At 36.0% G+C, this 12,357-nt stretch carries 13 protein-coding genes; 10 read left to right on the top strand and 3 right to left on the bottom strand.

Going from position 1 to position 12,357, the window contains the following annotated elements:
- Window positions 1-75 precede the first annotated feature (75 nt).
- From V7127_RS12545 to V7127_RS12515, 7 genes are all read left to right on the top strand, one after another.
- On the top strand, window positions 76-981 hold the full coding sequence (locus tag V7127_RS12545; protein WP_335346897.1) for an ABC transporter permease: 906 nt from the start codon (window positions 76-78) through the stop codon (window positions 979-981).
- Window positions 982-1,002: 21 nt separating this feature from the next.
- The gene (locus V7127_RS12540; protein ID WP_335346898.1) at window positions 1,003-1,923 is read left to right on the top strand and encodes an ABC transporter permease; all 921 of its coding nucleotides are present in this window, start codon (window positions 1,003-1,005) and stop codon (window positions 1,921-1,923) included.
- 11 nt (window positions 1,924-1,934) lie between these two features.
- Window positions 1,935-2,948, top strand: a complete 1,014-nt coding sequence (locus tag V7127_RS12535) for an ABC transporter ATP-binding protein (RefSeq protein ID WP_335486469.1) — start codon at window positions 1,935-1,937, stop codon at window positions 2,946-2,948.
- Window positions 2,945-3,931 (top strand): ABC transporter ATP-binding protein, encoded by a 987-nt coding sequence (locus V7127_RS12530; RefSeq protein WP_335346900.1) that lies wholly within the window; start codon window positions 2,945-2,947, stop codon window positions 3,929-3,931. The genes V7127_RS12535 and V7127_RS12530 overlap by 4 nt, the downstream gene beginning before the upstream one ends.
- A 193-nt stretch (window positions 3,932-4,124) precedes the next feature.
- Window positions 4,125-4,796, top strand: a complete 672-nt coding sequence (locus V7127_RS12525) for a sensor histidine kinase (RefSeq protein WP_335486466.1) — start codon at window positions 4,125-4,127, stop codon at window positions 4,794-4,796.
- A gap of 21 nt (window positions 4,797-4,817) precedes the next feature.
- Window positions 4,818-5,510: a response regulator transcription factor gene (locus tag V7127_RS12520; RefSeq protein ID WP_335355572.1), complete on the top strand. Its 693-nt coding sequence runs from the start codon at window positions 4,818-4,820 to the stop codon at window positions 5,508-5,510.
- A complete protein-coding gene (locus tag V7127_RS12515) occupies window positions 5,507-6,811 on the top strand; it encodes a hypothetical protein (protein WP_335486463.1) in 1,305 nt (434 codons plus the stop codon). The genes V7127_RS12520 and V7127_RS12515 overlap by 4 nt, the downstream gene beginning before the upstream one ends.
- Window positions 6,812-6,850: 39 nt before the next feature.
- Here V7127_RS12515 and V7127_RS12510 read toward each other — a convergent pair whose 3' ends face one another.
- A complete protein-coding gene (locus V7127_RS12510; protein WP_335486460.1) occupies window positions 6,851-8,644 on the bottom strand; it encodes a M3 family oligoendopeptidase in 1,794 nt (597 codons plus the stop codon).
- 140 nt (window positions 8,645-8,784) lie between these two features.
- Complete coding sequence (locus tag V7127_RS12505; protein ID WP_335486457.1) at window positions 8,785-8,934, bottom strand: hypothetical protein; 150 nt, start codon at window positions 8,932-8,934, stop codon at window positions 8,785-8,787.
- Window positions 8,935-9,179: 245 nt separating this feature from the next.
- Here V7127_RS12505 and V7127_RS12500 point away from each other — a divergent pair, with 245 nt between their 5' ends.
- Entirely contained in the window at window positions 9,180-10,151 is a 972-nt protein-coding gene (locus V7127_RS12500; RefSeq protein WP_335486577.1) for a F510_1955 family glycosylhydrolase, read from the top strand.
- A gap of 66 nt (window positions 10,152-10,217) precedes the next feature.
- Here the strand turns inward: V7127_RS12500 and sigK are convergent, their stop codons facing one another.
- A complete protein-coding gene (gene sigK, locus V7127_RS12495) occupies window positions 10,218-10,940 on the bottom strand; it encodes an RNA polymerase sporulation sigma factor SigK (RefSeq protein ID WP_335486454.1) in 723 nt (240 codons plus the stop codon).
- Window positions 10,941-11,222: 282 nt separating this feature from the next.
- Here sigK and V7127_RS12490 point away from each other — a divergent pair, with 282 nt between their 5' ends.
- Together V7127_RS12490 and V7127_RS12485 are read left to right on the top strand one after the other, a co-directional pair.
- Window positions 11,223-11,696, top strand: coding sequence for a hypothetical protein (locus V7127_RS12490; RefSeq protein ID WP_335347972.1), 474 nt, complete (start codon window positions 11,223-11,225; stop codon window positions 11,694-11,696).
- A gap of 66 nt (window positions 11,697-11,762) precedes the next feature.
- The gene (locus V7127_RS12485; protein WP_335486451.1) at window positions 11,763-12,335 is read left to right on the top strand and encodes a hypothetical protein; all 573 of its coding nucleotides are present in this window, start codon (window positions 11,763-11,765) and stop codon (window positions 12,333-12,335) included.
- Window positions 12,336-12,357: the final 22 nt, after the last annotated feature.

Genomic DNA, 12,357 nt, shown 5'->3' with positions numbered 1-12,357 from the left:
CTTTTTTTATTTTGGATTTAGAGAATACGCTCATTTCACATTAATTCCTAAATTTATTAAAGGAGGATATACCATATGGAAGTTAAACCTTTAGTTTCAAGCACAAATCCATCACTTCGATCAATTAGAAAAGCTAGTAAACAGGAGAGATGGAGACAAGTTATTTTTTCCATCACTTCTAATCGAGCTGCATTATTTGGTGGAATTATTATTATCTTTTATTTAATCATGACTCTTTTTGCTCCATTTCTAGCTCCTTACGACCCCTACGTCATTCAGCTTGAAAACAAGCTGCAGCCTCCGAACATTGAGCATTGGATGGGTACCGATGATAAGGGACGTGATATTCTAAGCCGAATCCTTTATGGTTCAAGATTATCGATGGGTGTAGGGATTTCCTCTGTACTATTTGGAGCTATCTTTGGAATTACATTGGGGCTTCTTGCAGGTTACTACGGAAAGTGGGTAGATAATATTATTTGCCGAGTTCTTGATGTAATGCTAGCTTTTCCAGGTATTTTACTTGCTCTTGCAATCATCAGTGCTTTAGGACCTAGTTTAATTAACGTAACAATTGCAGTTGGTGTTTTTTCTATTCCTTTATTTGCTCGAATCGTTCGCGGTTCAACTATGGAAGTAAAAAAGCTGGAATACATTGAAGCGATCCGTGTACTAGGCGCAAATGATGCCATCATAATTTTCAGACACATACTTCCGAATATACTATCCCCTATAATCGTTCAAGGTACATTACGATTAGCGACAGCCATTTTATCAGCTGCTGGGTTATCGTTTTTAGGTCTTGGTGCACAACCTCCCTCTCCGGAGTGGGGAACTATGCTTTCAAGTGGACGTGACTTTCTTTTCAGTGCTCCATATATGGCGATTTTTCCTGGTTTAGTCATCTCAATTCTAGTATTAGGGTTTAATCTTTTTGGTGATGGATTACGTGACGCTCTGGACCCACGAATGAAAAAATAAACTCATGAAAGGTGAGGTTTTATGTTATTTTTCGTATCAAAACGCTTACTGCAAATTATCCCGGTTATTTTTGGTGTAACGCTTGTTGTATTTCTCATTATGCAAATGGTCCCTGGGGATCCCGCTGCGATTTTGGCAGGCGAAGGTGCATCAAAAGAAACAATTGAACAATATCGTAAGGACCTTGGTTTAGACCTTCCTCTACATGAACAGTACATAAACTATATTGTTAATGTGTTTCAAGGCGATTTAGGACATTCTATTAAAAATAAGCAACCAGTTCTTAATGAAATTATGCAACGGTTACCAATTACAATAGAATTAGCCTTTTTCAGTATTTTAATCACCATCGTTCTTGGTATGGCCGCTGGGATTATTTCAGCAATAAAACCTTATTCCCTTATGGACTTTTTGGTCATGTTAATTGCACTACTTGGAATTTCATTACCTAGCTTCTTTTTTGGTTTAGTTATGATGTATGTATTTTCTATTAAACTACAAATTTTACCGGTAGCTGGATGGGATAGTATTTTGCATATAATATTGCCAGCTATTTCTCTTGGAGTTGGCGGTGCAGCCATCGTTGCTCGTATGACCCGCTCGACTATGCTTGATGTCGTAAGTCAAGATTATATTCGTACAGCACGTGCCAAAGGAGTAAAGGAATACGTAATTATTTACAGGCATGCATTACGGAATGCACTTATTCCAGTTATTACAGTTGTTGGACTTCAGTTTGGTTCGCTCCTAGGCGGTACTGTTTTAATTGAATCTGTTTTCGCAATAAATGGACTTGGTCGAATGATTGTCGATTCAATAAGGACAAGAGATCTTCCTATGGTTCAAGGTGGAATACTTATAGCCTCAATTATCTTTGTCATCGTAAATTTATTTGTAGATATCCTATATCGATTTTTTAACAAAAGAATTGAACTTAATTAGAGGAGGAACATATGGATAAGGAAGTTATTTTAGAAGTTAAAGGTCTAAAAACACATTTTCATACATCAAAAGGTGTAGCTAAAGCAGTTGACGGGATCGACTTTGTTCTGCGCAAGGGAGAGACGATGGGCATTGTAGGAGAGTCGGGGTGCGGAAAATCGATTACCTCACTCTCTATACTAAGACTTATTCCCACTCCTCCTGGAAAAATTGTAGCTGGAGAGATCTTATTAAAAGGCAGAAACCTCGTAACAATGCCAACTTCGGAATTACGAAAAGTACGAGGAAATCAAATCTCAATGATTTTTCAAGAACCAATGACAAGTCTAAACCCAGTTATTCCAATAGGAAGTCAAATTTCAGAGGCAATTCAACTTCATCAGAAATTGAATAAAAAGCAAGCAAAAGCAAAAGCATTAGAACTACTTGAACTTGTCGGTATACCTTCTCCTGAAAAAAGAGTTAAGCAGGAACCTTTTCTATTAAGTGGGGGAATGCGCCAACGTGTCATGATTGCTATGGCTCTAGCTTGTACACCCGAGGTCTTAATCGCAGATGAACCCACCACAGCACTCGATGTAACAATACAAGCGCAGATTTTAGATCTAATGAAAAAGCTTCAAAACCAAATAGGTATGAGCATTATTTTCATTACACATGATTTAGGTGTTGTCGCAGAAGTTTGTGACAAAGTAGCAGTCATGTACGCAGGTCAAATTATAGAAAATCGATCGACAAAAACAATTTTCAAAAATCCTTTGCACCCATATACACAGGGTCTTATCCGATCCTTACCTAAAATTCATGAAGAACAAGAGGAATTAGAAACGATTGAAGGAACTGTTCCAAGCCCATACAGCTTTCCAGAGGGGTGCCGTTTTGCAGATCGCTGTCCTTACGTTAAAGAGATTTGCAGGAACAGTTTGCCTGAATTAATCAATATTGGAGATGAAGAACAAATTCGGTGCTGGATGTATGATCCAGAGTGGGAACTCTCATCTAATGAAAAGCAGGTGTCAGTATGATTTCAGATATTGAAAAATCAAAAGAACCTTTACTTAATGTACAAAATTTAAAACAATACTTTCCTCTTAAAAAGGACTCTTTTTTTCAGCAAAAGCAAGTTGTTAAAGCAGTTGATGATATATCCTTTCATGTAATGGAGGGAGAAACTTTAAGTATTGTCGGAGAATCCGGATGCGGGAAATCTACAACAGGTCGTTCAATTCTCCGACTTGATGAACCTACAGAAGGAAAGGTTATTTTTCAAAACCGTTCATTGACTTCTCTCTCTAAACGGGAATTGCGCCAAATAAGGGGTGATATCCAAATCATTTTCCAAGATCCATATGCATCTTTAAATCCTAGAAGAAGTATTCGTCAAATACTAAGTGAGGCAATGACAATTCAAAAAGTACTCCCCAAAAATCAACAAGAAGAACGCTTACTCGAATTAATGAGTTTAGTTGGTTTAAGGCCAGAATCTCTTGAAAGATATCCTCATGAATTTTCGGGGGGGCAACGCCAACGCATTGGCATCGCACGCGCACTATCAGTCAATCCGAAAATGATTATTTGCGATGAATCAGTCTCAGCACTTGATGTATCAATACAAGCCCAAATCTTAAATTTACTAAAAAAGCTTCAGCGGGAGTTAAAATTAACTTATTTGTTTATTTCTCATGATTTAAGTGTTGTTCATCATATCTCGGATCGGGTAATGGTTATGTATCTTGGGAAAATAGTGGAGCTAGCAGATAAGAAAACCCTCTTCTCTAATCCTTCACATCCCTATACAAAGGCACTGCTTTCATCAATACCTGTGCCTAATACAGAAAGTAAGCGAGAAAGAATAATATTGTCAGGCGATATACCTTCGCCTATAGACCCTCCACCAGGTTGTCGCTTCCAAACCCGCTGCCCCTTTGCAACTGAGCGCTGCAGCAACGAAGAGCCTAGCCTGAGGTTAATAAGCAATAAACAATTAGTGGCATGTCATTATGCATAAATTTTTCTTCGTCATTATTCTAAATAACGAGAAAATTTACAAAAACCGCTTTCTTTTTTAGTAGAAAGCGGTAAAATGTTTATATCTTTCCTTGAAATGAGTGATATGCATGCTAAGTTTAGATGATTTTTCACTTTATATTATGCTTTGCATCTTATCTCCATTATTAGGAGCCTTTACTCTTTCCTTTATAATGATTTTTGAGAAAAGGTTTGACATCCTGCAAAAAGAAGCAAGTCTAATATCACTTGAAAAAGAACTCAAGTCGGCACAATATTATCAACTAAACCAGCAAATTCAGCCTCACTTTTTCTTCAATGCACTAAATACCATTTTAAGCCTTGCCCGACTTGATAGGAAAGAAGATCTTGTTCACTCTATTGAAGTTCTATCAAAATATTTTAAATATAAATATAAGACGAATCGTTCACTTATTCCACTAATAGATGAGCTTCAATACATGAATGATTATTTAACTATTCAAAACCTGCGCTTTGGTTCAAGACTAACCGTCAAACAAAAGATTGACGAGAGTTGCTTAATAGCCATGTCACCACCTTTTCTTCTGCAAACACTCGTAGAAAACTGTTTTAAACACGGAATCGAAAAAAACAGTGGGTCTTCAGAGCTAATTATAAATATAAATAAAATTGAAGATTGTGTTTTTGTGGAGGTTTGGAATAGCGGAAGTTTTTTATCAGATATACAAACATCAAGCAATAGCGGCTATGGTCTTAATAATATAAAGAAAAGGCTAAAATTACTATTTCCAACGGAAAAAGTTTCTTTAAATCTTATTGAAAAAAACCACGGAACATCAGCAATAGTAAGTTGGCCAATGAAAACAGATGATAACACAGAGTAAGCAAACAAGGAGGTTTTAATAATGAATGTGCTTTTAGTCGATGACGAGCCTCTAGAATTAGAACAGCTTGAATATTTAATAATGCCACACTTTCCTCATTGGAGTTTCTATAAAGCCCAGGATGCTTCTCAAGCTCTTAGTATTGCACAAAAACACAAAATCACATTATCTTTTTTAGACATTCATCTACCAGGTAAGTCTGGCTTGGAACTAGCTGCTGAATTAAAACAAAATTACACCATGGCAATTATTATGGTTACTGCCTTTCAAACATTTTCATATGCACAAACTGCCATTCGTCTTGGAGTGAACGATTATATTACGAAGCCTGTTATTGAGTCAGAGCTGCTTTCTATTCTCAATCCTTTCAAAAAATTATCTGCTCAATCGAGTATTATTCAACAAGTCATTACTATCATTCAAAAAGAGTATGATAGTAAGTTATCACTTGACTATATTGGTTCAAAAATACATCTTAACCCTACCTACTTAAGTAGAAAGTTTCACAAGGAAATGGGAATGAGCTTTACTGATTATTTACATACCTTCCGCATTGAAATTGCTAAAAAGTATTTAATAGAACAAAAAGATTGGAGTATATCAGTCATATCGGAAAAATGCGGTTTTAACAGTCAACACTATTTTAGTTCATCATTTAATAAACTAACAGGTTCATCACCGAGAGACTTTCGAAATAAAGGGAAAAATAAATGAAACTATATTCACACTATATTAGCGGTTCACTAAAGTTTGGACTCTCTTTGGGAGTTGTAAGCTTACTTGCAAGATGGGCTACTGGAAATTCAATTGTAACATCTCCTGAAACCCTTGTTAAATTTGGATTAGTTGGCGGAATTGGTTTTTCAGTTATGGGGGCTTTCACCTTCTTTATATTTGGAATTATTGCTCAGCGAATACGTATTAACTTTCCACAGCATGAAACTATAGGTGATTTTCTTAAAGATCGAATAAAACCATCAGGCTCATCAGCCCTATTATGGATGATAATCTTTCTTGGATTTGATTCATTATTTGTACAATCAATAGGTATTGGAATTTTTCTAAACATTTTATTTGAAATCCCAGTGAATATTGGTCTTTTTTTCTTTTTATTTTATTGTTTCATTCATGCTGGGCTTGGAGGAATGAAATGGATACAAAGGTTTGAAGGAATTAATATTATTTTTATCTTTACAGGTATTATTTTTTTACCTGTTTACTTTTTCATTCTAGAAGGTGTTTTTCCAATTTATAATGGGATTCGCTTATATCATCCATATTTACTTGTCTGGAATAATAAAGAAGCAATACTCTTCATTATTACTGCAATATTAATCGGATTTGGCCAGATCATTACTGATCGTTCTACTTGGCAGCGTATCTATTTAATTGAACCCGCTAAAATCCGTTCCACTTTTTGGTTAACAGGAACTCTTTTGGGAACAATTCCCCTAGCTCTTTCAGCAATGACACTAATCTCGATCTTTGATCAAAGATATCAGGATTCATACTCATTGCTTTTTCAACTGATACCTAAAATTGATTCTGTTCCACTGGTTGTTTTAATTATGTTATTCTTTTTTGGAACTTTTACTACTACTGCAAATGCAGAATTACATGCTACAACAGTTCTTATTGTTAAAAACTGTCTAAATGATTCAAAAAAATTGACGGCTCGCCAACTTTATCAATACTCATATCTTATTTCTGGTCTTCTATGTCTTGTACTATTAGTAATTAGTTCTACTATAGCACCAAGTTTGCATCAACTTCTTTTCTTTTTCGGAAAGCTATATGCAGCTCTTATTCCAGTTATGCTTTGGGTAGTTTTCAGCAGGCGTCAGATATCATATCGTATCCCTTACAGTGCCTTGATCGGATGGTTAATTAGTATATTGTTTTTTTCTACTGCTGGGCCTCTTTTATCAATTTGGATCAGTTTTTCTATTTCTCTAGTCTGTGGGTTTTTCCTAATGGCTGTTGATGCTATTGTAAAAAGGGATACTCAGGGGTAAAAGCCGAACCTATAAAATTTTAAGGTGCGGCTTTTAATATTATTTTGTTAGTTCAAGAAATTCATTAATATCATCCACACAGAGTTGAACGGCTTTTTCCCAAAACTCATTTGTGGATAAGTCTACCTCCAAATGTTTCTTCGCTAAATCCTCTACTTTCATTGAAGCTGTGTCTTTCAATAACGCAATATACTTTTCTTCATAATCCTTTCCTTCCTCTAGAGCACGTGCATAAATGCCAAGTGAGAAAAGATAGCCAAAGGTATATGGGAAATTGTAAAATGGAACACCGGTAATATAGAAATGAAGCTTAGAAGCCCAAAATGTCGGATGATATTCTCCTAGCGATTGACCATAGGCTTCTTTTTGGGCGTCCTCCATTAGCTCATTTAATCTCTCTGTACTAACTGTTCCATTTTTGCGCTCTTTATAGAATCGAGTTTCAAATAAAAATCTCGCATGTATATTCATTAATAAGGCAACTGTTCTTTGAATTTTATCCTCGAGCAGGGCAATTTTCTCTTGTTTGGTTTGCGCTTTTTTAACAGCTGCATCAGATACAATCATTTCTGCAAGGGTAGAGGCTGTCTCCGCAACATTCATCGCATAGTTGCGGTTTAATAAATGTAAATCCCTCATGGCATAGGTATGAAAGCCATGCCCTAGTTCATGGGCTAACGTGGATACATTTGAAGGTGTACCTGAATATGTCATAAAGATTCTGGACTGGCTGCTCTCAGGAAAATACGTATGAAAACCTCCTGGAGATTTCCCGGGCCTGTCTTCTGCTTCGATCCATTTTTCTTCAAATGCCATTTTAGCAAATTCGGTCATCTCATCACCAAAATGCGAGAAATTTTCTAGAATAAATTCAGCACCTTCTTGATAAGAAAGCTTCGATTCCGTATTGTTGATTGGAGCATCTAGGTCATACCAGTTTAATTTTTCAACCCCAAGCAGTTCTGCCTTTCTGTTTAGAAATTTTACAAGAGGTTCTTTATTTTTTGAAATAACATCCCACATTGTATCGAGTGTTTCTTTGTCCATTCGATTAATCGCTAAAGGTTCCTTTAGCACATCCTCCCAGCCTCGTTGCTTATATACATTTAGCCTGAAGCCTGCTAAATGATTTAAAACCTTAGCTAAATAATCTGATTGCTCCTGCCAGGCTGTTTCCCATTTTTTAAAGATGTCTTTACGGATTTCTCTATTAGGGCTAGAGAATTTATTAGCAGCCTGCCCTACAGAAAGGGATTTTACCTCATTGTCTTCTTGAAAAGGGATTTTTATTTTTCCTACGATAAGATCATAAAACTGGCTCCATCCATGATAGCCATCAACCCCTAGAGCATTAATTAAGCTTTCTTCCTCTTTAGATAATTTCTCGGCAGCTGCCTCTCGGCGTTCTGTTAAGACAAATGATAGTTCCTGTAGGTTCTGATCCTGCAGCAATTCCTCCCAAACGGTTGAGTCGTAGCTCGTTAATTTTTCATCAAATACGGTTAAAACGTTTTGAAAGCTTGCACTTAGCCCAGTGATTTTTGCCCGGTGTTCACCCGCTTTCTTATCACTTGTATTTTGGGCCTGCAGACAACTGACAAATGCTCCGGCTTCACGCAGCTTCTTTGTTGCTATTTGAAAGCTTTCTATTAAGTTAATTAATGATGTTTTATCTGAAATTGAATTTGTTGTCTCCCATGTATGTACTTGTAAGCCAAATTCATTAATTTTCTCTTCTGTTGTATGTAAATGCTGAGCAAAAGCCTCTGAAGAGCTGCCGCCTTTAAAGAAAACATCTAAATCCCAAATAGTTGAATAGGTTGTTGCTGTCATTCTTTTTCCCCCTTTTTATTCAATAATTTTATTATAGGTTAACTTTCCAAAAAGTTCTATTAATCAGAAACACTAACATCAACATAAAAATGAGGGCAATTAAGCCCTCATTTTAATAATGATGTTAGCCAATTAATGTTTTAACAGCAGCCTGAGAAAAAAAAGAACCCGAAGAAAATAAGGAATAAGACTAGAAGAACAATAGCTAGCGCTAACCAGAATCCCCCACCGCCATAGTACGGGAAAGGAGGAGGATAAGCAAATGTATACGGATAATAGCCAAATGGCATTTTGATTCTGCCTCCCTTTTTACCTTCTATTTTTATGGTATGACTTTCGTGAAATATGCGTATAGGCAATAGTATATTCATGGAAAAAACGGGTTAATAATAACAGCTCTGAGATAGTAGCAGCAGGGAAATATTTATCAAATTTCCAAAATCGGGACGAATCCTTTGCTTCTCTAATATAATATCCGTTAATATTGGAAGGGATTTATCTCTTATCTTATTAATTTGCAGTTGGAGTGAACGACATGACCATATCGATAAGAATAAAAAAGCATTTAACATTTTTAGCATTTGCTTTTGCATTAGTTGCATCTGGCTGTTCAGCCGATGAACAGAAGCAGCCTTTTAAAAAAGAAGAGCCTGTTGAATCTGGCACCTTCGAGTTAAAAAAAGCAGCGCCTCAGCGTTTAGAGCAGATTTATGGGTTAGGATATCCGGGAAATGATACAGGGCTTTATATTGCCTCGCAAGAAGGTTTAAAAGTATTTTCTAATGGCGGATGGTTAGAAGGAAACTCTGAAAAACATGAATATATGGGATTCCAGGCAACAGAGGATGGATTTATGGCGAGCGGCCACCCTGAAAAAGGATCTGATCTTAAAAACCCCTTTGGCTTAGTATACAGCCAAGATAAAGGAGCAACTCTAGATAAGCTCGCTTTCTACGGTGAGAGTAATTTTTATTTTTTATCTGTAAGCTATAACGGAAAGGTAATTTATATCATTAATCAGGAAAAAAATTCACAAATAGAGCCTGGGGTATTTATCTCCGAAAATGAGGGGAAAACGTGGGAGCAGGTTCAACTAAATGGACTAGATGCAGACACACTAGGAATGATTGCTGCCCATCCAACGAATAACAGCTTAATGGCGATGTCAACTAAAAGTGGAATATTTTATTCTAAAGATCAAGGAAAAAATATGATTAAAGTTACTGATCCTATCATGTCAACTGCCTTGGCCTTTTCAGAAGACAACCTATATTATTCATCTGTTGAAAATAATAAGGTCCTTTTTTATAAAATGAACATCCATACATTGGAAGCTGAGCAAATTATTATACCATTTTTAAGCTATGATAACCCGATTACGTTTATTTCTGTTAATCATAAAGATCAAAACACCCTTTCATTTTCTACTTATTTAAATGATGTTTATGAAACGTTTGATGGGGGTCAGAATTGGAAATTAGTTCTAAAGAACGGCAGAATTGAATAAGTCAAAAAAAGCACAATCACTAGCATTAAATCCATAAATGCAAGTGATTGTGCTTTACCATTTTTATTAGCTATTTTTTCGTTTCTCCTTTTCCTTCTCTGCACGATAAAATTCATGAAACATTTTCATTAAAGCTCTTTTTTCAATTCTGGACACATAGCTTCTGGAAATGCCTAATTCCTTGGCAATTTCCCTTTGAGTTTTTTCTTTTTGCAGGTCTAGACCAAACCGGCCCACAATTACTTCCTTTTCTCTATCATCTAATACCCCTATATATTCCTTTACCTTTTCAAGCTCCATATTTAATTGGATTGTATTTATGACATCCTCTGAATCAGATTTCAGTACATCAATCAATGATATCTCATTTCCTTCTTTATCTTGCCCAATGGGATCATGGAGAGAGACATCTTTTTTTGTCTTTTTTAAAGCCCGCAAATGCATCAAGATTTCATTCTCTATACACCGCGCCGCATAAGTGGCAAGCTTCGTGCCTTTCCCCTCTGAATAGCTTTCTATGGCTTTAATTAACCCGATTGTACCAATAGAGATTAAATCCTCAGAATCTTCCCCAGTATTTTCAAATTTTTTGACAATATGAGCTACGAGCCTTAAATTATGCTCGATTAGCATGTTTCGAGCATGTGTGTCGCCAGCAGCCATCAACCGCAAATACTTTTTTTCATCAGCAGCCGATAGCGGTTGAGGAAAAGCATTATTTTTTACATATGAAACGAGAAACACAATCTCTTTCACTAAATAGCCAAGCGCTGTTAATATTCCAGACATTATTTCCACCCCCGCTTTCAAACACTTTAGCCTTAACTAATTCCTATGTGCAAAAAGAGTTGTTTTTGTCTGTCCACCTCATTTATTTTCCTCAGAAATATTTCCCACAGTCTTTTTCGAAGCTCTCATTCTATTCAAACGTGATTCTTGTAAATAGCCCAATTTTTTCTTTGCCTATTTACACCTAATATAGTAAAAACAGGCGTTTTCAATAGTACATTGTCCTCCTATGATACATATATATGCAGTGAATAAGCTTATAAATCCTAAGGAGGAGTAGCAATGAGTAAGGACATGATGGAGTCTTTAGTAAATAAAGTCATTAAAATAAACAGAGGGGGACCAGAAACGGGCTCTGGAACTCTACTTGATGTTAAAGATGACTACCTAATTTTATTGAGTGAAAACGATGGAGTTGTATACTTCAAGAATCAGCACATTAAAAGTTTAACCGAAGGCTCAAATAACGGAAAAAATGGCAATAACGGACAAAACTACAGCCTGGATCAAATTAATTCTTTAGACTACGTTGCTCCAGATACTTTTGAAGAGCTATTAGAAGACTTGAGGTATCAATGGGTAACCATTAATCGAGGGGGACCAGAAAAAGTAGAAGGCATGCTTCATGATACGAACGGAGAGTTTGTCGCTCTTTTCTGCAATGAAGAACTGCTTCGTCTATCTATGTATCATATTCGAAGCATTAGCTACGGTGTAAAGGTTGAAGAAGAAGAAAATGATAATGATGAAAGCTAGGTAAACCTGCTTGCATCCTTATAACTTAAAAGCATCAAAAAAACAAATAAAAAGGAGCTCATAGAAATGGAATTCGGTCACTATTTATCTTCATTAGTTGGGAAAGACATTAATATCTTGTTAAGCGATGGGAATTCAATCGAAGGTGTTTTAGCAGCAATAAAAAGCGATTATTTTGTAGTCGAGACGGATAACAATATTATTTACCATAATATTAAAAATATGAAGGGATTTACAAGGAGTACAAAAAACTCAAAGAATTCAAAAAACCAAAAGAACAAGAAATCAAAAACAACATTTGTAACTGATTATTCCTCTGAAGGGATGACATTAAGAGAGGTTCTCGAAGATCACCACTCAAAATGGATTTCCATTGACACCGACGGCAATCAAAACAACAACAACAACAACAACAAGCAAGGGTATACAGGCTTCCTTGCTGAGATTGGAGATGACTATATCATCTTAGTCGGAAAAGACGCACAGGTTTTTTTAAATATTTCTCATATAAACACTATTGTAAAAGCTAACGAGTCTAATATGCAATCCAATAATAACAGCCAAAATTCAAATAACAACTATGATAGTGGAATGAGTGTTATGCAATTTGAATCAATTTTTGGCGGATCACGCAGCTAAGAATGAACGAGCTAATTAATTA

The organism is Bacillus sp. JJ1773 (assembly GCF_036962035.1).
GTDB lineage: Bacteria > Bacillota > Bacilli > Bacillales > Cytobacillaceae > Cytobacillus.
Note: the sequence above shows the minus strand (reverse complement) of the source record. Positions and strands in the feature narration are given on the sequence as shown.

Coding starts and splice junctions, on each gene's coding strand:
- V7127_RS12545 (WP_335346897.1), top strand. CDS start 76: ATGGAAGTTAAACCTTTAGTTTCAAGCACAAATCCATCACTTCGATCA.
- V7127_RS12540 (WP_335346898.1), top strand. CDS start 1,003: ATGTTATTTTTCGTATCAAAACGCTTACTGCAAATTATCCCGGTTATT.
- V7127_RS12535 (WP_335486469.1), top strand. CDS start 1,935: ATGGATAAGGAAGTTATTTTAGAAGTTAAAGGTCTAAAAACACATTTT.
- V7127_RS12530 (WP_335346900.1), top strand. CDS start 2,945: ATGATTTCAGATATTGAAAAATCAAAAGAACCTTTACTTAATGTACAA.
- V7127_RS12525 (WP_335486466.1), top strand. CDS start 4,125: ATGATTTTTGAGAAAAGGTTTGACATCCTGCAAAAAGAAGCAAGTCTA.
- V7127_RS12520 (WP_335355572.1), top strand. CDS start 4,818: ATGAATGTGCTTTTAGTCGATGACGAGCCTCTAGAATTAGAACAGCTT.
- V7127_RS12515 (WP_335486463.1), top strand. CDS start 5,507: ATGAAACTATATTCACACTATATTAGCGGTTCACTAAAGTTTGGACTC.
- V7127_RS12510 (WP_335486460.1), bottom strand. CDS start 8,644: ATGACAGCAACAACCTATTCAACTATTTGGGATTTAGATGTTTTCTTT.
- V7127_RS12505 (WP_335486457.1), bottom strand. CDS start 8,934: ATGCCATTTGGCTATTATCCGTATACATTTGCTTATCCTCCTCCTTTC.
- V7127_RS12500 (WP_335486577.1), top strand. CDS start 9,180: ATGACCATATCGATAAGAATAAAAAAGCATTTAACATTTTTAGCATTT.
- sigK (WP_335486454.1), bottom strand. CDS start 10,940: ATGTCTGGAATATTAACAGCGCTTGGCTATTTAGTGAAAGAGATTGTG.
- V7127_RS12490 (WP_335347972.1), top strand. CDS start 11,223: ATGAGTAAGGACATGATGGAGTCTTTAGTAAATAAAGTCATTAAAATA.
- V7127_RS12485 (WP_335486451.1), top strand. CDS start 11,763: ATGGAATTCGGTCACTATTTATCTTCATTAGTTGGGAAAGACATTAAT.